We start from the raw sequence: 21,893 nt of genomic DNA, 5'->3' as shown, positions 1-21,893 counted from the left end.
ACACGGCGATATCGCTGCCAAGACCGTGATCGGATAGCCGATCAAGGCAGATCACCAGACTGGTGCCTTCCCGTAACCCGCGCACTGCGCTGTGTTTTCCAAAATAGAGTCCGATAATGCCCAAAAGCGCCGCTTGAGGTTCTTTTCATCGTAGGCGACACAACATATAGTGGGTGCCAACAACGTGTAGTCAAACACGGCAAGACTTGGGAATACAAGCATGGCACATATCATTGTGGTCGGTAACGAAAAAGGCGGCGCTGGAAAATCGACCGTGTCGATGCATGTGGCAACCGCACTGGCCCGACTGGGGCACAAGGTCAGCACGCTGGATCTGGACCTGCGGCAGCGCAGCCTTGGACGGTATTTCGAGAACCGGAACAACTTTCTGAAAAGCGCGGACCTGACGCTGCCCGGCCCACGCCATCACGACCTGCCCGAGATCGATGCCAGCACGCTGAAGCCGGGCGAGAATATCTACGACCACCGCCTGTCTGCTGCCGTGTCGCAACTGGAAAGCGACAGCGACTTTATCCTGATCGACTGCCCCGGCTCCCATACACGCCTGAGCCAGGTGGCCCATTCGCTGGCCGACACGCTGATCACCCCTTTGAACGACAGTTTCATCGATTTTGACCTGCTGGCGCGGATTGATTCAAAGGGTGAGAAAATCCTTGGCCCGTCCGTCTATTCCGAGATGGTCTGGAACGCCCGCCAATTGCGGGCGCAGGCCGGGCTGAAGCCCATCGACTGGGTCGTTGTGCGCAACCGCGTCGGTACCCAGCGCATGGTCAACAAGGAAAAGATGCAGCGCGCGATCGAAATGCTGTCGCAGCGCATCGGCTTCCGCGTCGCTTCGGGCTTTTCCGAACGGGTGATCTTTCGCGAACTGTTTCCCCGCGGCCTGACCCTGCTGGACCTCAAGGATATTGGCGTCAAACAGCTGAACATCTCGAACATCGCAGCACGGCAGGAACTGCGCGACATGATGCGAGAGCTGAAGCTGCCGGGTGTCGAAGTCGATTTCTGATCAGTTGTATTGGAGGCAGGTCTGAGGGGAAAACGGGCAATTCAAAACGCGAAACTCTCAGCCCCTAAGCCAGTCAGTGCTGGGTAATGTCGGGGCCATAACTGACTGATTGGTCCGAAAAGACTACGTGACCACGTCTTTTCAACTCATCAACCAGCCTTTCCAGCTCTTCCTGCTCCAAGGTCTTTAAAAAAAGGGCGTTCATCGTTCCCTTAAGGGTTTTGATCTTCCTAGGACGCGAAGTTCCTCTAGACTTCAAGCTGTCAACAATCGCATCAATTTTTTGATCCAGCGAGCTTGCATTCGAGATTTTGACGAATGGAATCTCGGATAGGTCTGCATGACGGAAAGCGGGGAGCTTCCTTTGTCGCAGATGTGCAATCAATGGGTCGAAGCCTTTGTCACGAGAAATAACATGGAAGTACGCATTGGCGTCTTTAGCAGAGAGTTCTCCTAAGTAGAACGCAATATGAAAGTCCAAGGCGTTCGAGCCATTCCCTGCTATCTTCTGATAAACAGCATTTTCTCCCAAGCTTTGCAGTGCTTGTGCAAAGTCATAAGGTATGCTTTTTTGATTGGCTCCTACGAAAACAATCAAGGTGCAAACATGTCCCCGAAGGAGTTCGAGGTTCTTGGGTTGAACATTTTCAAAGTCGATTAGTATGTAGTTGTTTTTCAAAGGCCGCACTCCAATTCGAGCTCAATGCAAATACAGGACGCCGGATCAGGTCAATATGAAGGTTTCCCTGATTACCCTGCTTAAAACCGCATTGTCGGCAATGGCCTCAAACCAGTTATTCGTTCAAATCCTCACCATTCTCGAACATTCGCTCCAACCCGCCGCTCGTACCCAGCTAAACAAAGGTGTTCCTTCACGACTTTCAGTTTCGGAATCGCTGAACAGAATAGCCTCGGTTTCACTTGGAATCTGATGGCCCGCCGGGACTGTATACCGTGAACAGCTCTTTGGGTTCGTTCACCCCGCGCAGCATGTAGCGCCCGACCGAGATGAGGTCTTGTGCGCAGGGGCGTGCCGCGACCGCGACGTCGTCCGAGATCAGGATTCTCTGACCCAGCGACCGGTGCATTCCCGCGATGCGAGCGGCCTGATTGACGGCGGGGCCGATCACCGTGAAATCCAGCCGTGTTTCAGACCCGATATTGCCATACAGGATTTCGCCGGAATGCAGGGCCAGCGTGAAATTCGCAACCGGCAGCCCCTGCGCCTGACGTCGGGCGTTCAATTCATCCATGCGGGCTTGCAGCAAGGGCACCGCGCTGAGCGCGGCACGGGCGTCCTCGTCGATTTCGCCGACATCGAACATGGCCATAAGCCCATCGCCCATGAATTTCAGGATATTCCCACCCTTATCGTGCACAACGCCCACGGCCACAGCCAGGTAATCATTGAGCATGTCGATGATCTCGTGACCCGGCAGGTCTTCTGACAGGTTGGTGAACCCCTCCAGATCGAAATTCCAGATCACCGCATCGATTTGCTGCAATGATCCGCGACGAATCTCACCCGACAGGACGCGGCGCCCGGCATCACGACCCAGATAGACCCGCATCAGGTCTTCGGTCAGGTTCTGGTTCTTGGCGGATTTGAGCGCCAGCCCAAGATGCGGCAACACCGCGTGAATGTGCTTGAGATCGCTGTCATCAAACCCGGACGGTGCATCGCTGGCCCAGGACATCAGAACGCCATCACTGACCTTTTTAGTACCGTCGGGGCGCATCTTTCCCGACCCCTCATACGAGATGCCGGTGGCATAATAATCGGTCGCCCCAACCTCTCTCAGGTCGTTCAGCAACGGAAATCGGCTGGGTTCGTTTTGGTCGACCAGTTTGACCCGGATTTCATCCAGATCCTCGTTCAGCAAGGCATAGAGCGGGCTTTGTTGCCACATCGGGCTGGGCGTATCTGTGTTTTCAAACTTCTCGGATTCAACGCCGGTGCTTTTGTACCAGCTATATCCGGTTCCGCCGTAAACCGGGTGCAAGGTCGACTGCGCCGCATGAAACCGCATCAGCGGAATGCCCATATCGACCAGACTGGTGCAGAACCCTTCCAGCAACTCTTCCTGCCCGGCACCCTCAAGCCCCTTTTGGACCAACCAGTCGATCAGGGTGTGTGTGGATACCTTGGCAGGTTCAAATGACGTCATTTCAAATTCCGTATCAAGCATGACACACATCTGGGGACGGCAGGCACCAATTACCAGTGGTCAATCCGCGCCTGCCAACCGTCGCAACATCTGGCGCAGCAAGGCGGCTTCTTTTTCGCTGAACAGACCCGACAGCCTTGCGTCATAGCTTGCAGCCACCCCGTACAAGTCGCGATACACGGCTTGCCCGGCGGGTGTCAGTGTCAGCCATTCCGCCCGCCGATCAGCCTCGTCCCGTGTGCGTTTCAGGTATCGGCGCTCCTCGAGCTTGGCAACTGCACGGCTGATCTTGGTCTTGTGCATTCTGGCCCGTTCACCAATTTCCTTGGCGGTCATTTCGCCAAACAGCCCCAGATGGAACAGCACTCGCCATTCAGTTCTCAGCATTCCGTATCGCCCCTTGTAGACAGCCTGAAATTCCAACGAGGCGCGCTCGGCCGCCTGGTTCAGCAGGAACGGCAGAAAATTCTGCAGGAAAAAGTCATCATTTTTTTCAGATTCGTCATTTGTCATGCTTGTTAGTTACAAAATCAACTATTAACCGACAAGCAGCAAACGGAGGAATACGTAATGAACCGTTCGACGGATCCGCATTCATTGACGCAAGCAGCGACGCCTGTTGGTACCCATGCCGGTTACATGCCCGGCTTTGGCAACGACTTTGAAACCGAGGCGCTGCCCGATGCGCTGCCGCAGGGAATGAACAGCCCGCAAAGGTGCAACTACGGACTTTACGGTGAACAGCTGAGCGGCACGGCCTTTACCGCCAACCCGCCTGAACGCACCTGGTGCTATCGTATTCGCCCGTCAGTAAAGCATTCGCACCGTTACGAAAAAATCGACTTGCCCTATTGGAGATCGGCCCCCTGCATCGACCCGGATGTGATCAGCCTGGGCCAGTATCGTTGGGATCCGGTGCCGCATTCCGATGAAGGTCTGAACTGGATGACCGGGATGCGGACCATGACGACGGCGGGGGACGTGAACACCCAGGTTGGCATGGCCTGCCATATCTATCTGGTCACCGAATCCATGGTCGACGACTATTTCTTCTCGGCTGATTCCGAGTTGCTGGTGGTGCCACAGGAAGGGCGCCTGCGCTTTGCGACTGAACTGGGAATCATTGACCTTGAGCCCAAAGAAATCGCGATCATCCCGCGTGGACTGCTGTACCGGGTTGAAGTTCTGGAAGGCCCGGCACGCGGCTTTGTGTGCGAGAATTACGGCCAGAAATTCGAACTGCCGGGTCGCGGTCCGATCGGGGCCAACTGCATGGCCAACCCGCGCGATTTCAAAGCTCCGGTCGCTGCCTATGAGGACCGTGAAACCCCGTCGACCGTGACGATCAAATGGTGCGGCCAGTTTCATACCACTAAAATCGGACACAGCCCGTTGGATGTGGTGGCGTGGCACGGCAATTATGCACCCTACAAATACGATCTGCGCAACTATTGCCCGGTTGGCGCGATCCTGTTTGACCATCCCGACCCGTCGATCTTTACCGTTCTGACGGCACCCTCTGGCCAGCCCGGCACCGCAAATATCGACTTTGTCCTGTTCCGCGAACGCTGGATGGTGATGGAGGATACGTTCCGCCCGCCCTGGTATCACAAGAACATCATGTCCGAGCTGATGGGCAACATCTACGGTCAATACGATGCGAAACCGCAGGGCTTCGTTCCCGGTGGCACCAGCCTGCACAACATGATGATCCCGCATGGCCCCGACAGGGAAGCCTTTGACAAGGCGTCCTATTCCAATCTGGGGCCGGAAAAGCTGGACCAGACGATGTCGTTCATGTTCGAAACCCGGTTCCCCCAGCACCTGACACCGTTTGCCGCCAATGAGGCACCGCTGCAGGACGACTATATCGACTGCTGGACATCGCTTGAGAAGAAGTTCGACGGCACACCGGGCAAGAAATGACCCTCAGACCGGGTTCGCCAGACGGCACCCGTCCTGACGGCGATGAACATACCCATTCCGGTTGCAGACGTCTTGTCGCCGCAACCGGAAAACAAAGACGGGACCCTGGCAGTCGACATGCTGCAACTGCGCCCGCTGTGGGCTTTGGCGCCTGTCTATTCGGGGTTATGATCGTTTCGAACCACGTACCAAATATAGCAAAATAGGGGCAAAATATGCCTTTGATGAAGTCCTGGGTGGCCTCGGCCAATGACGCGGCGCATCCGTTTCCACTGAACAACCTGCCTTACGGTGTCTTCTCGACCGAAGGCAATGATCCGCGCTGCGGCGTGGCCATCGGTGACATGATCCTCGACGTTACCGCCGCCGAAGCCGAGGGGTTAATCACCCTAAGCGATGAGCCGCTGTTCGATCTGCCGTTCTGGAACCCTTTGATGGAGGAAGGCCCCGCCGTCTGGGCGGCCCTGCGTGAGCGGCTGATCAGCATTCTGGCCGAGGGCTCGGACGAGCAAAGCAAGATCGAACCGCTGCTTGTACCGCAGGCCGAAGCCCAGATGCACTTGCCCTTCGCGGTCAGCGAATACACCGATTTCTACGCCGGGCGAAACCATGCCTTCAACGTGGGCACCATGTTCCGTGGCCCGGAAAACGCGCTGCCGCCGAACTGGTTGCACATTCCGATTGGCTATAACGGACGGGCGTCCTCGGTCGTGGTGTCCGGCACGGATATCCGCCGCCCGTGGGGACAGCTGAAATCCCCCGATCAGGACCTGCCCGCCTTCCTGCCCTGCCGCCGCTTTGATATCGAGTTGGAGATGGGCGCCATCGTGGGCACGCCCTCGGATGGCCCGATAACCGTGCAGGAAGCTGACGACCATATCTTCGGCTACGTTCTGCTGAACGACTGGTCGGCACGTGATATACAAGCCTGGGAATACCAGCCGCTGGGCCCGTTTCAGGCCAAGGCAACCGCAACCTCGATCAGCCCTTGGATCGTGACCAAGGCTGCACTCGAGCCGTTCCGCTGTGACACGCCAGCCCGCGAGTTCGCGCTGCTGGACCACCTCAAGGATTGCGGCCCGATGCTGTATGACATCGATTTGGCCGTCTCCATGGCACCCGAAGGCCAAGACGCCACGACCATCGCGCGAACCAACTACAACCAGATGTACTATTCCGCCGCGCAACAACTGGCCCACCACACCACATCGGGATGCCCGATGAACACGGGCGACCTGCTGGGGTCAGGCACCATATCCGGCCCAACCAAGCCCGAACGCGGATCACTTCTGGAACTCAGCTGGGGCGGGAAAGAGCCGCTGACGCTGGACACAGGTGAAACCCGAAGCTTCATCGAAGACGGCGACACGATGACCCTGACTGGCGCTGCCAGGGGCGACGGCTATACTATCGGGTTCGGCGACTGTACCGGCACCGTTCTGCCTGCACTCAATTCCCCATTCGAACGATGACGCACTGAGCTTCATCTTTTTCCAAATACTCCCGCCGGAGGCATCCAACCCCTGCCTTCCGCGCAACCGCAAAAGGACAAAACCAAGATGGCCAAAGCATTCGCGTCCCAGGGGGACATGTCGGAAAAGAAAATCTCGTTCACCGAGGTGGGCGAAGGGCTCTATGCTTTCACCGCCGAGGGTGACCCGAACTCGGGCGTGATCATCGGCGATGACAGCGTGATGATCGTCGAGGCGCAGGCGACCCCGCGCCTGGCCAACAAGGTGATCGAATGCGTGCGGTCTGTGACCGACAAGCCGATCACCCATGTGGCGCTGACCCATTACCACGCAGTGCGGGTTTTGGGTGCCAGCGCTTTTGGCGCGCAACAGATCCTGATGTCTGACATGGCCCGCGCCATGGTGGTGGAACGCGGTCAGGAAGACTGGGACAGCGAATTCCAACGCTTCCCGCGCCTGTTCGAAGGGCATGAAAGCATTCCTGGCCTGACCTGGCCCACCACCACATTCAGCGACACGATGACCGTTTATCTGGGCAATCGCCGGATCGACCTGATGCATCTGGGGCGCGCCCATACCGCCGGTGATATCGTCATCCACGTGCCAGACCAGAACGTGATGTTCACCGGCGACATCGTCGAATATCACTCGGCCTGCTATTGCGGTGACGGGCATTTCAACGACTGGGGCGACACGCTGGACGAGATCAAGTGGTTCGATGTCGACGCCATCGCACCGGGACGCGGCGATGCGCTGGTTGGCAAGGACATGGTCAATGCCGCCATCGAAAACACTCGCGATTTCGTCGAAAGCACCTACCGCCCGGCAGCCAGGGTTGCGGCGCGCGGTGGCAGCCTGAAAGAGGCATGGGATGCAGTCCGCGCCGAATGTGACCCGAAATTCGCCAGTTACGCGATCTACGAACACTGCCTGCCGTTCAACGTCGCCCGCGCCTACGACGAAGCCCGTGGCATCGACACACCCCGCATCTGGACCGCACAGCGCGATCTTGCGATGTGGGAGGCCCTGCAGGGGTAAGGAAAAACGACCCAGTTTGATCCAGATCGTTTTAGGCGGCGGGATTCAATGAAACCATATGCCAAAGGCTTCGGCACATGTTGCCGGGGCACAGGACATGCAGCACTTTGGCGCATCTGCTTGGGGGGAAGCCCATGAACAAGATCTTTGAAACTCCGCTTTACGGCTATGAACGCAGTCCGGATCAGGACAGCCCGACGCCAGTTCGGCGCAAGGTTATCGTGATCGGCGCGGGCCCGGTTGGTCTGGCCGCCGCGATTGATCTGGCGCAGCAAGGGGTTGACGTCGTGGTTCTGGACGAGAATGACAAGGTCAGTTTCGGCAGCCGCGCCATCTGTTTCTCGCAACGCACGCTGGAAATTGCCGACCGGCTGGGATGCGGGCGCCGACTGGTCGACAAGGGCGTCCTGTGGGACCGGGGCAAGGTCTTCTTCGATGATCGGCAGGTCTATGACTTCAACCTGCAACCGGATGAAGGTTATGCCAACCCTGCCTTCATCAACCTTCAGCAATACCATTTTGAGAACTATTTCGTTGAACGGGTCCGCGAGTTGCAGGCAGAAGGCGCACCGATTGAGATACGCGGACGCAACAAGGTCGAGGCGATTGGCACGCATGACGATCACGTGCGGCTGGAGGTCGAGACACCAGAAGGACCTTACACAATCGAAGCCGATTGGCTGATTGCCTGTGATGGCGCGACATCCCCTGCCCGGCGGATGTTGGGCATTGATTTCGAAGGACGGATATTTGAAGACAACTTCCTGATTGCAGACGTGATCATGGATGCGGATTTTCCGTCTGAACGCTGGTTCTGGTTCGATCCGCCGTTCAATCGCGGGCAATCCGCGTTGTTGCACAAACAGCCCGACAATGTGTGGCGCATCGACCTGCAACTGGGTTGGGACATCGACAAGGAACGCGAAAAGCGCCCCGAGAACGTGATCCCCCGCCTCAAGGCGATGCTGGGCGATGATGTCGAGTTTCAGCTGGAATGGGTCTCGATCTATACGTTCCAGTGCCGTCGCATGGAAAGCTTCCGCAAGGGACGTGTCCTGTTTGCGGGCGACAGCGCGCATCAGGTCAGCCCCTTTGGCGCGCGTGGGGCCAATTCCGGCCTTCAGGACACCGACAACCTGTGTTGGAAACTGAAGCTGGTTCTGGACGGGAAAGCACCTGAAACTCTGCTGGACAGCTACAACGCCGAACGCGTGTACGGGGCGGACGAGAACATCCTGAATTCCAGCCGGTCGACCGATTTCATCACCCCGAAATCCGAGATGTCGCGGATCCTGCGCGATGCGGTACTGGACCTGAGCGAGCATTATGACTTCGCGCGCCCGCTGGTGAATTCTGGCCGCCTGAGCCAGCCCTGCACCTATGATGGATCTTCGCTGAATTCTGCGGACGCGCTGAACGGCCCCGCCGGAACGCGCCCGGGTTCGGCCTGTCCAGACGCTCCGCTTGGTGACGAGTTTCTGCTGCCCAAGCTTGCAGGCAAGTTCACGCTTTTGACTATCGATGCAGACGCCCCAGATACCCTGGAAGAAGATGGGATCGAGGTCACGCGACTGGCGCTGTCGGTCAAGGATGATATGACGCTGGCCCTCAAACGCCGCTATCTGGGTGACGCGACCAGCGCGGTCTACCTGATCCGCCCGGACCAGCATGTGGCGGCCCGGCGTGACAGTTACGAAGAAAACACCTTCCGGCACGCGATCCGCAGAGCCTGCGGTAAGGAGTAAGCCCCATGTCAGACCTGATCCTAACCCCGAACATCAAAAACGCCGATGACTTCTATGCCGAACTTCTGGCCGCGCATGAAGGCCTGGAAAAAGCAGACAGCGACGCGCTGAATGCGCGGCTGGTGCTGGTGCTGGCCAACCACATCGGTGACAGTACGGTTCTGACGGACGCCCTTCGCGCTGCCGCTTTGACTGACAGTTGACAGGCCCGGGCGTGAGCGACGTCGTCCTTTATGACTATTGGCGGTCCTCGGCCAGTTACCGGGTGCGGATCGCCCTGAATCTGGCCGGGATCGCGTATCGCCCGGTTGTTGTCGATCTGGTGGGCGGCGCACAAAAGGGCGATGAACATATCGCGCGAAACCCACAGGGCTTTGTGCCGGTTCTGGATATTGACGGGCTACGGCTGACGCAATCGCTTGCCATCCTCGACTATCTGGACCGGACCCGGCAGTTGAACCTTCTGCCTGATGATCCGGCGGAACGTGCGCGTGTTCAGGCACTGGCTTATGCGATTGCGGTCGACATCCACCCAGTCTGCAACCTGTCGGTTGCGCGCTATGCTACGACCCTAAGCCATAATGCCCCCGACATGCCCGGCGACTGGATGCGGCATTTCATCAAACCCGGGTTGCAGGCGTTTGAAACCATGCTGGGGGATTTCGAACAGGCCCCCTACTGTGTTGGGTCAAAGCCCGGTCTCGCCGACCTCTGCCTGATCCCGCAGATCTATAACGCGCGCCGGTGGCAGGTTGATCTGTCGGATATGCCCCGCCTGCTGCGGGTTGAAGAGGCCTGCGCCGATCACCCCGCCTTTGTCGCGGCGCATCCCGACGCACATGCGCCGCACTAAACCTGCACAGACCCTGTTTGCATGTGCAGCTAGGTTTTTATCGTTTTGAGCCTTAGCTTTGAGCCAACAAAGCAGATGAGGTTTCTATGCCCGAGATCACCGGCTATCACGCCCATATCTATTTCGATGCCGACACGCAGGACACCGCGCGACAGGTCTGTGATGAGGCGGCCCGCCTGTTCCCTGTTCAAATGGGCCGGATGCACGCCCGAAACGTCGGCCCCCATCCTCGCTGGAGCTGCCAGCTGGGCTTTGCCGCTGGGGCGTTCGATCAGGTCATCCCATGGCTGATGCTGAACCGGCAGGGTCTGACGGTCTTCACGCACCCGGAAACCGGTGAACATCTGGAGGATCACCGCGACCGCGCGATCTGGATGGGTGAGATGCTGGCGTTGGACCTGTCGATCTTCGACAACCTTTAACCCAGCGCCCGTGCCTGATCCCGCAGAACAAATTTCTGCACCTTGCCGGTTGATGTCTTGGGCAGGGTGCCGAACACCACCGTTTTGGGTGCCTTGAAGTGGGCCATGTGGTCGCGACAGAAGGCGATAAGCTCTGCCTCGGTTGCGGCTGCGCCGGGTTTCAACTCGACAAAGGCGCAGGGCGTTTCGCCCCATTTCTCATCGGGACGGGCCACCACGGCAGCCTCCATCACCGCCGGATGCTTGTAGAGGATGCCTTCGACCTCGACAGATGAGATATTTTCGCCGCCCGAGATGATGATGTCCTTTGAACGGTCCTTGAGCGCGATATAGCCATCGGGGTGCATGACACCCAGATCACCGGACGCGAACCAGCCACCGTGAAAGGCCTTGTCGGTAGCGTCGGGATTCTTGAGGTAGCCTTTCATCACCACGTTGCCCTGCATGAATATCTCACCCATGGTTTCGCCATCAGCCGGAACCGGTTCCAGCGTTTCCGGGTCGGCCACCATCAGTCCGGACAACGCGGTATAGCGCACCCCTTGCCGCACCTTGAGGGCCGCGCGGTCTTCAGGCCCTTTGCTGTTCCATTCTTCTTTCCATGCGCAGACAACCGAAGGCCCATAGGTTTCGGTCAGGCCATAGACATGCGTGACCTCGACACCCATCGCCTCCATCGCTTCGATCACGGCCGCAGGCGGCGGGGCACCTGCCGTCATCACTTTGATCTGGTGGTCAAAGTCCTTCAACTCATCCGGAGCGTGGGCCAGCATGTTCAGAACGATCGGCGCACCGCAGAAATGGGTCACTTTCTCGTCCCGGAAAGCAGCATAGATCGGTTCGGCCCGCACCGCGCGCAAGCAAACGGAAACACCTGCATTGGCTGCCATGGCCCACGGGAAGCACCAGCCGTTGCAGTGGAACATCGGCAGGGTCCACAAATAGACCGAATGCTTGGGCATATCCCAGTCCAGCAAATCGGACTGCGCATTCAGGGTCGCGCCGCGATGGTGGTAAACCACGCCCTTGGGGTTGCCCGTGGTGCCCGAGGTATAATTCAATGTGATCGCGTCCCATTCGTCCGCTGGCAGTGACCAGTCAAACGCTGGGTCGCCTTCGGCCAGCAGGGCATCATAGGTCAGGCGGCCCATCTTTTCACCGCCGTCGAAGGTGGGGTCTTCGATATCGATGACCAGAATGTCATGATCGACCTGTTGCAGTGCATCTTTCACCACATCCGAAAACTCGGGGTCGACCAGCAGCGCCTTGGCTTCGGCATGGTTCAGGATGAATGCGACAATCGGTGCATCCAGCCGCGTGTTGATTGCGTTCAGAACAGCGCCCGTCATGGGCACGCCAAAATGCGCCTCGTACATTTCCGGGATGTTGGCCGCGATAATCGACACTGTGTCACCCCGTCCAATCCCACGCGCTGTCAACGCACTCGCCAGACGCCGGCAACGGGCATAGGTTTCAGCCCAGGAATACCGGCGATCCCCATAAACCACGGATGGATAATCCGGGTAGACCTGCGCCGTCCGTTCAATGAACGTAAGGGGCGACAGAGGTGTGTAATTTGCCCGGCATTTGTCCAAATGACGCTCGTAGATATGTGTCGCTGCCATCCGCTGTCCTCCCGAAACGCAGTTTGGGCGAATTGAGCACAAAGTTCGCGTTCTGACAAACCCGTAGAAATACGGCGGCAAAACCGACTGGCAATACGGGATGATACGATCTGGCCCTATCTACAGCAGGGCTTTCGCGGTGATCTGAAGCATCTTAAACACATGCTGGGATGTGGTATTCCCATATCCCGCGCACCGCTTCCTCACTGAAAGGACATGTCATGGACGGCACGTTCAACGAAAACGATCTTTCCCGCGTAGTCGAGGCTGACCGCGCCCATATCTGGCACCATCTGATCCAGCATAAACCCTTTGAAACCAATGACCCACGCATCATTGTCGAGGGCAAGGGTATGCGTGTCTGGGACCAGAAAGGCAAAGAGCATCTGGATGCGGTTTCTGGCGGCGTCTGGACCGTCAATGTCGGCTATGGCCGCGAATCGATCTGCAAGGCGGTTTACGACCAGCTGATGAAGCTGTGCTATTTCGCCAATTCGGCCGGTTCGATCCCGGGTGCGCTGTTTGCCGAGCAACTGATCGACAAGATGCCGGGCATGAGCCGCGTCTATTACACCAATTCAGGTTCCGAAGCGAACGAGAAGGCGTTCAAGATGGTGCGCCAGATCGCGCACAAAAAATACGGCGGCAAGAAAACCAAGATCCTGTACCGTGATCGGGACTATCACGGCTCTACGCTGGCGACCATGTCGGCAGGCGGTCAGGACGAGCGCACGGCGCAATACGGCCCCTTTGCACCTGATTTCGTGCGCGTGCCGCATTGCATGGAATATCGCAAACACGAGCTGGACGGCGCACCCGAAGAGAATTTCGGCGAATGGGCCGCAGATCAGATTGAAGCCGTCATCCTGCGCGAAGGCCCCGATACCGTAGGTGCGCTGTGCCTTGAGCCTGTAACAGCGGGTGGTGGTGTAATCGAAGCGCCTGAAGGATACTGGCAGCGCGTGCAGGAGATCTGCAAGAAATACGACGTGCTGCTTCATATCGACGAGGTTGTCTGTGGCGTGGGCCGCACCGGCACGTGGTTCGGGTACCAGCAATACGGTATCAAGCCCGATTTCGTGACCATGGCCAAGGGCGTTGCATCGGGTTATGCCGCGATTGCCTGCATGGTTACCACCGAGGAAGTCTTTGACTTGTTCAAAGACGATGCCGCGGACCCGATGAACTATTTCCGCGATATCTCGACCTTTGGTGGGTGCACCGCTGGTCCGGCAGCGGCCATCGAGAACATGCGCATCATTCAGGATGAAAACCTGTTGCAGAACTGCACGGACATGGGCGCGCGTATGACGAACAACCTTCTGGCGCTGATGGCCAAGCACAAGGTCATCGGCGATGTGCGCGGCAAAGGCCTGTTCCTGGGGGCCGAACTGGTTGTGGATCGTGGCACCAAAGAGCCGGTGGACGAGAAACTGGCGCAGGCCGTTACTGCCGACTGTATGGCACAGGGCGTGATCATCGGCGTCACCAACCGCTCGATCCCCGGTCGCAACAACACGCTGTGCTTCTCGCCTGCGCTGATTGCTACGGCCGATGACATCGACCAGATCACCGACGCGGTTGACGGCGCGCTGGGGCGTGTGTTCGGGTAAGATCACCGATATCCCTAAAAAAAAGAAACCGGCGCGTGTTGCGCCGGTTTTTTTGTCGGGATGCTGGTCGTGAATGTGTACGTTCAGCCGTGATTATTCGGCCGCAACACCAACCTTTTCACCGGTTGCGATCAGGCTGTCCGGAAGAACGAAAGCAACCAGAACAAAGACGGCACCCAGTGCGATACCGAGAATATCGCCGGACATTAACAAAACACCCTCGTAAGCGGATCCCGGAACTGTACCCAGGGTGACTTTGCCGCCAGCAATTCCATCGAGCAGACCCGTGGCCTTCCAGGCCGGATATGTCGCCATATAGGCCGCAGCACCCAACAAACCACCGACGATGAAGAACAAGGCGTCACGGCGACCGGACGCAGCGGCGCAGACCCCTGTTCCCGGACAGTAGCCCGATGCAGCCCAGCCCGCACCCAGTAACAATCCGCCAATGAAGACACCGACATAGGCCGATTTCACCGACATATGGCCGACATCCACAAACCCCAGCATCTGCCCGCCGAACATGAGGATCGAACCGGTTCCGATTGCCAGAAGGATCGTTTTCATCAGCTGGAGTCGACGCAGTGTCAGCATGCCCACAATCCAATTTGGATTCGCTGCGCCAATCCGGTCAAGTACGGCTCCGAAAGCGGCGCCAATGATGATCGCAAGAATGATTTCCATCGCCTTATCCTTTCCGGTAGATCAGCATTGCCGTAGGAATTGCCGCTGCAAATGCTCCGGCTGCAAAGATATAGCCTGACAGGGCTGTCTGCATCATACCGGACATCATGTGACCGGATGTGCACCCACCCGCCAACCTGGCCCCATAGAGGACGACAAAGCCGCCCAATAGCGCGACCAGGTTTCGGGCCCAGGGCGTGTCGCCATAGTTTTCGCGCCAGATCATGGGCAGCTTGCCCTCGCCGCGTTCCAGACCGCCGCGCGCCTTGACCGACAAGAACGCCCCCGCGGCCATAGCCAAAACGAAAACAAAGCTGTAATTCAACGGATTGGATACGTATTTGGCGTATTTACCATTGGATTTCGCCATGTATGCGTTGGTTGAACTGTAACCGTCATCCGTCTGCGTCACGAATTCTGAATTGACGGTGTCCGCGATAATTCCGTCAAGGATGACGAATTGGGTCGAAACACCGATCGGCTTCACCAGAAGAACTGCCCCGAAGAACACGAGCCCTAGCAGAACACCTCCAACTTTCCAGTTTAGTGTCATGATTTCACCCTTCTCACTTATATTCATAAAATCATATATAATGTGATCCGGGGATTGTTACATGATCTAGATCAAACCGGTCATGCCTGAAACTGGTTGGCGTCATCCCAATGCAGAAGGGGTGGATGTCCTGATCCAAGAAGCGCCTGGAATGCGCCGCATGTTGCAACAAAAAAGACCGCCCCAAGGGGACGGCCTTTCTTTCACTGTCTCTTTTCAGAGGTTCAGGCAGCCAGAGCAGCCTGAGCTTTGGCGACGATCGCGCCGAACGCTTCCGGTTCGTGCACGGCCAGGTCGGCCAGAACTTTGCGGTCCACTTCGATACCGGCCAGGTTCAGACCGTTGATGAAGCGGGAATATGTCAGAGCCTCGTCATGGCTGCGCACAGCAGCGTTGATCCGCTGGATCCACAGCGCGCGGAAGTTGCGCTTGCGGTTCTTGCGGTCACGGGTCGCGTACTGGTTGGCCTTGTCGACGGCCTGAGTTGCGACTTTGAAGTTGCTCTTGCGACGACCATAATAGCCTTTTGCGGCCTTGATGATCTTCTTGTGACGGGCGTGAGTTACGGTTCCACCTTTAACGCGGGACATCTCTTACATCTCCTCTTAGCGGTCGTAGGGCATGTAGCCCTTGACGATCTTTGCGTCGGGGGCGGACAGGGTGGTGTTGCCACGGGCATCGCGGATGAATTTCTTGGTCCGCTTGATCATGCCGTGCCGTTTGCCGGCCTGGCCAGCAAGGACCTTACCGGTCGCAGTCACCTTGAAGCGCTTCTTGGCGCTTGATTTGGTCTTCATCTTAGGCATTTCCGTCTCCTTTTCCGGGTTCGGTTTCAGACGCGACTCGGCATGCCATCTCGGCCGGTCACGCGATCAGAAGCGCCGTTTACGCAAGTTCGGTCATACTGGCAAGGGGGTTTGGACCAGAATCTATGCTTTTTGCAGGCTGGTCAGGCACCGGGGCGACAAAAGCCGCCCCGGTGATTGGACTTAGTGTTCAAATTTGCGGATTTCACCGCTCTTCAGCCTTGCGGAGTAGGACGCCAGTTCCTGCCGCACCACTTTCATCAGGAAGTAGAGGGCAAAGACGTTCACAACCGCCATCGCAAAGATCGCCGCATCCGAGAAGTCGATAACCGGACCGAGGTTGGCTGCAGCACCGATCACCACGAAGACGCAGAAGATGATCTTGAAGATCAGCTCTTTTGTGTGACCTTCTCCGAACAGGTAGGTCCAGGCCTTCAGGCCATAGTAGGACCAGCTGATCATTGTCGAGAAGGCAAACAGGATCACCGCGATCGCAAGGATGTACGGGAACCAGCTGAACGCGCTGGCAAAGGCGGCAGAGGTCAGGCTGACGCCGGAATTGCCATCCACTGTTGCGATGGCGGAACCCGCCTCGTTCAGCATGTAGTTGCCGGTTTGAGGGTCGATGATCAGCTGTTGCGTGATGATGATCACCAGTGCCGTCATGGTACAGATCACGACGGTATCGATGAACGGTTCAAGCAGCGATACAAAACCCTCGGTGATCGGTTCCTTGGTCCGAACCGCCGAGTGCGCAATCGCCGCCGAGCCAACGCCCGCCTCGTTCGAGAATGCCGCGCGCTTGAAGCCCTGGATCAGCGCGCCGACCATGCCCCCTGCTACGCCCAGCCCCGTGAAGGCACCGGCAAAGATCTGACCAAAGGCCCAGCCGATCATGTCCGCATTCATCGCGATGATGACCAGTGCGGTGGCGACATACAGCACACCCATGAACGGCACGACCTTTTCAGTCACCCGAGCGATGGATTTCAGACCGCCAACAATGACCATGAACACGACCGCGGCAAAAACAATACCGGTAATCCAGCCCGGATAGTCGCCAACGATACCGGCGATCTGCTGATGCGCCTGGTTAGCCTGGAACATGTTCCCGCCGCCCAACGCGCCCAGAATACAGAAGATCGAGAACAGCACCGCCAGGATCTTACCACCGGGCAGACCCAGCTCGTCGAAGCCCTTGGACATGTAATACATCGGGCCACCTGAAACGGTGCCGTCTTCGTATTCATTGCGGTATTTCACGCCCAGCGTACATTCGGTGAACTTCGATGCCATGCCCAGAAGACCCGCAAGGATCATCCAGAAGGTTGCGCCTGGCCCACCGATGCCAATGGCAACGGCCACGCCCGCGATGTTCCCCAGGCCCACAGTGCCGGACAGCGCCGTGGCCAATGCCTGAAAGTGGCTGACCTCGCCCGCGTCGTTGGGATCGGAATAGTCACCTTTGACAAGGCTGATCGCGTGACCAAAAAACCGCAACTGCACAAGCGCGAAATACAGCGTGAAAACCGATGCAGCGATGACCAGCCACATAACGATCCACGGAAAGCTGGTTCCGGGCAGCGGTGCAAATATGAAGCTGACAAACGGCCCGGTCAGGTTTGCAAAGGCCTGATTGATTTTTTCGTCCAGTCCCGGCGCCTCTTGCGCAAGGGCAGGGCTGGCGGCAATGGTGGCGGCCGTTACGGCGCCAAGTGTTTTTAGCGTTCTCATTTTAGCCCTCCCCTCAGTTCACGACCGTAACCGGAACGTCGGCATGCATCACCAGATATTGCGTCGAACTGCCGAACAGGCGTTTCTTGATCCCGTCCGCAGATGCCCGGCCCACGACGATTTGCGAGCCTCCGTTTTCGACAGTGATGGCGTTCAGCGTTTCCGCCACATCGCCATGGCGCACAATGCCCTGCGCCTCGAAACCCGCTGCCCTGAGGGCCTCTACGGCTGGTGTCACGACACGCGACAACGCCAGATCAACCTCTTCTTCGCGGCGCTTGTGGCGCTGGGCGTTTTCTTCAGGTGTCTGGAATGTGTAAGGTGACCATTCGATCACATAAGCGACCAGCAAATCGCACGTTCCGATCAGCTTTGCCAAATCCTTGGCAAAGGCAATCGCACGCTCGCCGGTTTCAGTCCCGTCGAGTCCTATGACAATCTTTGTTGTCATTTCGTTCCTCCGTTTTTGTTGTTAAGGCCGGGGCCCACGCCCCCGGCAGGGCGGCCGGAACTTGGAACTTTTCAACAAGACCGCCCTTTGGTAAGTATTAGGAAATTTCACTAGGAATTGGAGATTTTTTTGGGCCATTTTCAGTGTAATTTATCGAATTGCGCCAAAAATACAGGGAATTTTACTGATTAGCAGAGATTTAGACAATATCGATCAACGCATCCTGTACGAGCTGGAGGCCAATGGCCGGCTCTCGATAGTTGAGTTGGCGGCGCGCGTAAACCTTACCAATACGCCCTGTTCCGAGCGTGTAAAACGACTTGAGAAGAATGGTTATATCAAAGGGTACAGAGCCGTCGTCGACAAGGAAAGGATGGGGCTGGCGCTGCTGACCGTGGTGCAGGTATCCCTGGTCGCAACTGCGGAACAATCCCTTGTGAAATTCAATGAGGCTGTTCGGAATGTGTCGGAAATCGAAAGCTGCCTGATGGTGGCGGGATCGTTTGATTATCTCTTGACCGTTCGAACGCGCGATATTGCACATTTCCGGCTGGTTCTGGGCGAGAAGATCAACAAGCTACCGGGGATACATCAGACCAGCTCTTTTACAGTTATGGAGATTGTAAAAGAGCCGGTTGGCTGACATGACACTCGGGCCCGAGTGTCGGGGTTCGGTTATTCCGGATCCGTGCTGTAGATCAGCCGTTCATCACACGGGGCCACGCGCAGAATGTTAGTCGTGCCCGGTACGTTGAAGGGGACACCGGCCGTAACCACGATCTGATCGGTTTCGGTTGCAAACCCCCCTGCCCGCGCCGCGCGGGCCGCGTTGACCACGGCGCTTTTGAACCGCTGGAGTTCGGGCGTCATGACGCAATTGCAGCCCCAGCTCAGGCAAAGCCTGCGCGCAGTTCCCATCAGCGATGTCATCGCAATGATCGGAACACCGGGACGTTCACGGGCTGTCAATGAGGCGGTGGTTCCGCTTTGCGTAAAGCAGCAGATGGCCTTGATATCGGTCTTTTCAGCAATCTCTCGGGCGGCCGCGACGATGGCATCGGCCACAGTGCTTCCTTTTGCCGTGCGGGACGCGGCGATAATCTGGGAATAGGTCGGGTCGGCCTCGACCTCGATGGCGACCTTATTCATGGTCTGCACGGCCTCAACCGGATAAGCACCTGCCGCCGATTCCGCGCTGAGCATAATGGCGTCAGTGCCCTCATAGATCGCGGTGGCCACATCCGACACTTCGGCGCGGGTGGGCATCGGGCTTTCGATCATGCTTTCCAGCATCTGGGTGGCGACAATGACTGGCTTGGCGGCACTACGGCACTTGCGGACCAGCCTCTTTTGAATGGGCGGCACCGCAGATACCGGCAGTTCCACACCCAAATCGCCCCGCGCCACCATGATCCCGTCCGACGCATCTAGGATGTCGTCGAACGCCTCGACCGCCGCCGGCTTTTCGATCTTCGACAGGATCGCGGCGCGTCCATCAGCCAGCGCGCGGGCCTCGAACACATCCTTGGCGCGTTGCACGAAACTCAGCGCCAGCCAGTCAACGCCCAATTGGCAGACAAACTCAAGGTCACCGCGGTCCTTCTCCGACAAGGCCGCCAGCGGCAGCACCACATCCGGGACGTTCACACCCTTGCGGTTCGAGATCGTACCGCCGACCTCAACTGTGCAATTGGCAAAGTCCTGACCACAATCTTGAACGATCAGACGGATCTTGCCGTCATTGACCAGAAGGCGCGCGCCCGGTTCAAGGGCCGCGAAAATCTCGGGGTGCGGCAGGCACACGCGGGCGGTGTCGCCGGGAGCCGGATCAAGGTCCAGACGGAACGCCGCGCCCTCTTCCAGTTCCTCCGCATCATTTGCAAAAACACCAACCCGCAGCTTGGGACCCTGAAGGTCAGCCAGAATGGCAATCGGGCTGTCCAGATCCTTTTCAACCTGCCGAATAATCTTGTGGCGTTCACGTATCTCGTCATGGCTGCCGTGGCTCATGTTCAGACGGAACACATCCGCCCCGGCCTCGTGCAGGGCGCGAATGGTGTCATAGTCACTGGACGCCGGTCCCAGCGTCGCCACGATTTTTACATTCCTCAGGCGTCGCATTGGTCTTGACCTCCTCATGCCGGTTCAGATTGCGCAGATCAGCTTTTGCAAAATGTTACCGCAAACACTGCTGTGGCGCTTATTGCGCAATTCCCTTTTTAAAGCAACTGCCCTACACCTGCGACAAACTAGATGACAGGCTTATGACTTACACCCCGTTTTTTGTTCACGGCGCGGATCGCCCGTCCCGATGGCTGATCACATGCGACCACGCAACCAACATCGTCCCCCCCGAGGTCAATGACGGAGACCTTGGCCTGCCGCGCGAGGATATGGAGCGCCATATCGCCTATGATGTCGGCGCGTATGAGGTATCAAAACATCTGGGCGAGATTCTGAACGCGCCAGTGATTGCCGCCAATTTCTCGCGCCTTGTAATCGACCCGAACCGAGGGGAAGATGACCCCACGCTGTTGATGAAACTGTATGACGGGTCGATCATTCCCGGCAACCGCCACGCCGATGCCGCCGAGCGCGAACGCCGCCTGAACATGTGTTATCGCCCCTACCACACAGCGTTGGCCGAGTTGGCGGCACTGCCACATGCGGTAATTGTGTCGATGCACTCCTTCACGCGCCAGTTGCGTGGACGTGACCCCCGACCATGGCACATTGGCGTATTGCACACCCCGGACGAGCGGTTCTCGCGTCCTTTGATCGAACGGCTGCAACAGGAAGATGACCTGTGCGTTGGTGTCAATGAACCCTATACCGGCGTTTTGCCGGGTGATGCGATTGACAAACACTGCACCGCTTTTGGCCGTCCCAATGCATTGATCGAGCTGCGCAACGACCTGATCGCCGATCATGCCGGACAACGGCATTGGGCCGAGCGGTTGGCGGTAATCCTGCAAGAAGCGCTGGACGCCAGCAACCTTTGACCGCAAGGTTTGCAGGGACGTTCCACCCATCACGCCATTGTGAGCAAAACCCCTGATCCCCATATAATGCGGGAAAGGGGATCGTCATGACACATGAGTTTCTGACAACGTTTTTCGGTTGGATGGCCGCGCTTAATATCGCGGTTTTGCTGTTCACCACCGTCATGATTCTGCTTTTGCAGGACTGGATCGCTGGCATTCACGGCAGGATGTTTCAGGTGGATCGCGCCGACGTGAAACGTGCCTATTTCAGATACCTTGCCAACTACAAGATCCTGACACTGATCTCTTGCATCGTGCCCTGGCTGGCCTTGAAACTGATGTAGGTAGCGCTGACCAAAAGCGCCGTAGTTGTAACGACACGGCAGGATTGTTAGGTCAGACGCAACACACACTGCCTTCCGGAGCCACAAGATGGACAAGCAAACCGAAATCGAACTTCAGGCTGCCGCCTTTCGTCGGCTGCAAAAGCACCTGATGGAAGACCGCACCGATGTGCAGAACATAGACATGATGAATCTAGCCGGGTTCTGTCGAAACTGCCTGTCGCGCTGGTATCAGGAAGCGGCCAATGAAAAAGGCATCGAGATGGGCAAGGACGAGGCCCGAGAACTTTTCTACGGCATGACCATGGATAAATGGAAAGCCAATTATCAAACCGAGGCCAGCGCTGAAAAACAGGCCGCCTTCAAGGTCGCGTTTGAAGAGAATGTAACGAAAAAGGGCTAGGCCCAATACGAAAAAGGCCCGCCAGATTGGCGGGCCTTTTTC

Annotated in this window: 25 protein-coding genes; 14 read left to right on the top strand and 11 right to left on the bottom strand. The window is 57.4% G+C overall.

Annotation, left to right across the window (positions count from 1 at the left end; all coding sequences use genetic code 11):
- The first annotated feature begins 220 nt into the window (after window positions 1-220).
- On the top strand, window positions 221-1,030 hold the full coding sequence (locus ACR0DS_RS12095) for a division plane positioning ATPase MipZ (protein ID WP_480559621.1): 810 nt from the start codon (window positions 221-223) through the stop codon (window positions 1,028-1,030).
- 73 nt (window positions 1,031-1,103) lie between these two features.
- Here ACR0DS_RS12095 and ACR0DS_RS12090 read toward each other — a convergent pair whose 3' ends face one another.
- The 3 genes from ACR0DS_RS12090 to ACR0DS_RS12080 all read right to left on the bottom strand — a co-directional run bounded on the left by ACR0DS_RS12090 (window position 1,104) and on the right by ACR0DS_RS12080 (window position 3,711).
- On the bottom strand, window positions 1,104-1,718 hold the full coding sequence (locus ACR0DS_RS12090; RefSeq protein ID WP_480507322.1) for a PIN domain-containing protein: 615 nt from the start codon (window positions 1,716-1,718) through the stop codon (window positions 1,104-1,106).
- A 229-nt stretch (window positions 1,719-1,947) separates the two neighbouring features.
- Window positions 1,948-3,198 (bottom strand): adenylate/guanylate cyclase domain-containing protein, encoded by a 1,251-nt coding sequence (locus ACR0DS_RS12085; protein WP_480616749.1) that lies wholly within the window; start codon window positions 3,196-3,198, stop codon window positions 1,948-1,950.
- Between the two features lie 60 nt (window positions 3,199-3,258).
- Window positions 3,259-3,711 carry a MarR family winged helix-turn-helix transcriptional regulator gene (locus ACR0DS_RS12080; protein WP_480559617.1) on the bottom strand — a complete coding sequence of 151 codons (453 nt, stop codon included), beginning with the start codon at window positions 3,709-3,711 and terminating at the stop codon, window positions 3,259-3,261.
- Between the two features lie 57 nt (window positions 3,712-3,768).
- On the opposite strand from ACR0DS_RS12080, the gene hmgA reads away from it, so the two are divergent.
- From hmgA to ACR0DS_RS12040, 8 genes are all read left to right on the top strand, one after another.
- Window positions 3,769-5,124, top strand: coding sequence for a homogentisate 1,2-dioxygenase (gene hmgA / locus ACR0DS_RS12075; RefSeq protein WP_480559615.1), 1,356 nt, complete (start codon window positions 3,769-3,771; stop codon window positions 5,122-5,124).
- A gap of 42 nt (window positions 5,125-5,166) precedes the next feature.
- Complete coding sequence (locus tag ACR0DS_RS12070; protein WP_480492720.1) at window positions 5,167-5,295, top strand: hypothetical protein; 129 nt, start codon at window positions 5,167-5,169, stop codon at window positions 5,293-5,295.
- Window positions 5,296-5,339: 44 nt separating this feature from the next.
- A complete protein-coding gene (fahA, locus tag ACR0DS_RS12065; RefSeq protein ID WP_480483799.1) occupies window positions 5,340-6,596 on the top strand; it encodes a fumarylacetoacetase in 1,257 nt (418 codons plus the stop codon).
- Window positions 6,597-6,683: 87 nt separating this feature from the next.
- On the top strand, window positions 6,684-7,634 hold the full coding sequence (locus ACR0DS_RS12060; RefSeq protein ID WP_480559613.1) for an MBL fold metallo-hydrolase: 951 nt from the start codon (window positions 6,684-6,686) through the stop codon (window positions 7,632-7,634).
- Between the two features lie 134 nt (window positions 7,635-7,768).
- Window positions 7,769-9,379, top strand: coding sequence for an FAD-dependent oxidoreductase (locus ACR0DS_RS12055; protein ID WP_480483801.1), 1,611 nt, complete (start codon window positions 7,769-7,771; stop codon window positions 9,377-9,379).
- A 5-nt stretch (window positions 9,380-9,384) separates the two neighbouring features.
- On the top strand, window positions 9,385-9,582 hold the full coding sequence (locus tag ACR0DS_RS12050) for a DUF2783 domain-containing protein (protein ID WP_209506076.1): 198 nt from the start codon (window positions 9,385-9,387) through the stop codon (window positions 9,580-9,582).
- 11 nt (window positions 9,583-9,593) lie between these two features.
- On the top strand, window positions 9,594-10,232 hold the full coding sequence (maiA, locus tag ACR0DS_RS12045; RefSeq protein WP_480559611.1) for a maleylacetoacetate isomerase: 639 nt from the start codon (window positions 9,594-9,596) through the stop codon (window positions 10,230-10,232).
- Window positions 10,233-10,318: 86 nt separating this feature from the next.
- Entirely contained in the window at window positions 10,319-10,654 is a 336-nt protein-coding gene (locus tag ACR0DS_RS12040) for a DOPA 4,5-dioxygenase family protein (RefSeq protein ID WP_480559609.1), read from the top strand.
- On the opposite strand, the gene ACR0DS_RS12035 is transcribed toward ACR0DS_RS12040, so the two are convergent.
- Entirely contained in the window at window positions 10,651-12,279 is a 1,629-nt protein-coding gene (locus ACR0DS_RS12035; RefSeq protein WP_480559607.1) for an acyl-CoA synthetase, read from the bottom strand. The genes ACR0DS_RS12040 and ACR0DS_RS12035 overlap by 4 nt on opposite strands.
- 221 nt (window positions 12,280-12,500) lie before the next feature.
- On the opposite strand from ACR0DS_RS12035, the gene ACR0DS_RS12030 reads away from it, so the two are divergent.
- On the top strand, window positions 12,501-13,892 hold the full coding sequence (locus ACR0DS_RS12030) for an aminotransferase family protein (RefSeq protein WP_480559605.1): 1,392 nt from the start codon (window positions 12,501-12,503) through the stop codon (window positions 13,890-13,892).
- A 93-nt stretch (window positions 13,893-13,985) separates the two neighbouring features.
- Here the strand turns inward: ACR0DS_RS12030 and ACR0DS_RS12025 are convergent, their stop codons facing one another.
- From ACR0DS_RS12025 to ACR0DS_RS12000, 6 genes are all read right to left on the bottom strand, one after another.
- Window positions 13,986-14,576 (bottom strand): YeeE/YedE thiosulfate transporter family protein, encoded by a 591-nt coding sequence (locus ACR0DS_RS12025; RefSeq protein WP_480483805.1) that lies wholly within the window; start codon window positions 14,574-14,576, stop codon window positions 13,986-13,988.
- A 4-nt stretch (window positions 14,577-14,580) separates the two neighbouring features.
- Window positions 14,581-15,129, bottom strand: a complete 549-nt coding sequence (locus ACR0DS_RS12020; RefSeq protein WP_480559603.1) for a YeeE/YedE thiosulfate transporter family protein — start codon at window positions 15,127-15,129, stop codon at window positions 14,581-14,583.
- A 224-nt stretch (window positions 15,130-15,353) separates the two neighbouring features.
- Window positions 15,354-15,719, bottom strand: coding sequence for a 50S ribosomal protein L20 (gene rplT, locus ACR0DS_RS12015; protein WP_039523695.1), 366 nt, complete (start codon window positions 15,717-15,719; stop codon window positions 15,354-15,356).
- Window positions 15,720-15,734: 15 nt separating this feature from the next.
- On the bottom strand, window positions 15,735-15,935 hold the full coding sequence (gene rpmI, locus ACR0DS_RS12010) for a 50S ribosomal protein L35 (protein WP_010443552.1): 201 nt from the start codon (window positions 15,933-15,935) through the stop codon (window positions 15,735-15,737).
- A 183-nt stretch (window positions 15,936-16,118) separates the two neighbouring features.
- Window positions 16,119-17,669: an alanine/glycine:cation symporter family protein gene (locus ACR0DS_RS12005; RefSeq protein ID WP_480559601.1), complete on the bottom strand. Its 1,551-nt coding sequence runs from the start codon at window positions 17,667-17,669 to the stop codon at window positions 16,119-16,121.
- Between the two features lie 13 nt (window positions 17,670-17,682).
- Window positions 17,683-18,120 carry a universal stress protein gene (locus ACR0DS_RS12000; protein ID WP_480473950.1) on the bottom strand — a complete coding sequence of 146 codons (438 nt, stop codon included), beginning with the start codon at window positions 18,118-18,120 and terminating at the stop codon, window positions 17,683-17,685.
- Between the two features lie 136 nt (window positions 18,121-18,256).
- Here ACR0DS_RS12000 and ACR0DS_RS11995 point away from each other — a divergent pair, with 136 nt between their 5' ends.
- Complete coding sequence (locus ACR0DS_RS11995; RefSeq protein WP_480519514.1) at window positions 18,257-18,763, top strand: winged helix-turn-helix transcriptional regulator; 507 nt, start codon at window positions 18,257-18,259, stop codon at window positions 18,761-18,763.
- A gap of 32 nt (window positions 18,764-18,795) precedes the next feature.
- Here the strand turns inward: ACR0DS_RS11995 and pyk are convergent, their stop codons facing one another.
- Complete coding sequence (gene pyk, locus ACR0DS_RS11990) at window positions 18,796-20,241, bottom strand: pyruvate kinase (RefSeq protein WP_480559599.1); 1,446 nt, start codon at window positions 20,239-20,241, stop codon at window positions 18,796-18,798.
- 143 nt (window positions 20,242-20,384) lie between these two features.
- Here pyk and ACR0DS_RS11985 point away from each other — a divergent pair, with 143 nt between their 5' ends.
- From ACR0DS_RS11985 to ACR0DS_RS11975, 3 genes are all read left to right on the top strand, one after another.
- Window positions 20,385-21,122 carry an N-formylglutamate amidohydrolase gene (locus ACR0DS_RS11985; protein WP_480559597.1) on the top strand — a complete coding sequence of 246 codons (738 nt, stop codon included), beginning with the start codon at window positions 20,385-20,387 and terminating at the stop codon, window positions 21,120-21,122.
- An 86-nt stretch (window positions 21,123-21,208) separates the two neighbouring features.
- Window positions 21,209-21,448 carry a DUF6868 family protein gene (locus ACR0DS_RS11980; protein WP_480559595.1) on the top strand — a complete coding sequence of 80 codons (240 nt, stop codon included), beginning with the start codon at window positions 21,209-21,211 and terminating at the stop codon, window positions 21,446-21,448.
- An 88-nt stretch (window positions 21,449-21,536) separates the two neighbouring features.
- Entirely contained in the window at window positions 21,537-21,851 is a 315-nt protein-coding gene (locus tag ACR0DS_RS11975; RefSeq protein ID WP_480559593.1) for a DUF1244 domain-containing protein, read from the top strand.
- Window positions 21,852-21,893 lie beyond the last annotated feature (42 nt).

The sequence above is a fragment of the Ruegeria sp. AF5 genome, assembly GCF_056541905.1.
The sequence above is the reverse complement of the archived record's forward strand: the minus strand, read 5'-3'. Positions and strand labels throughout refer to the sequence as shown.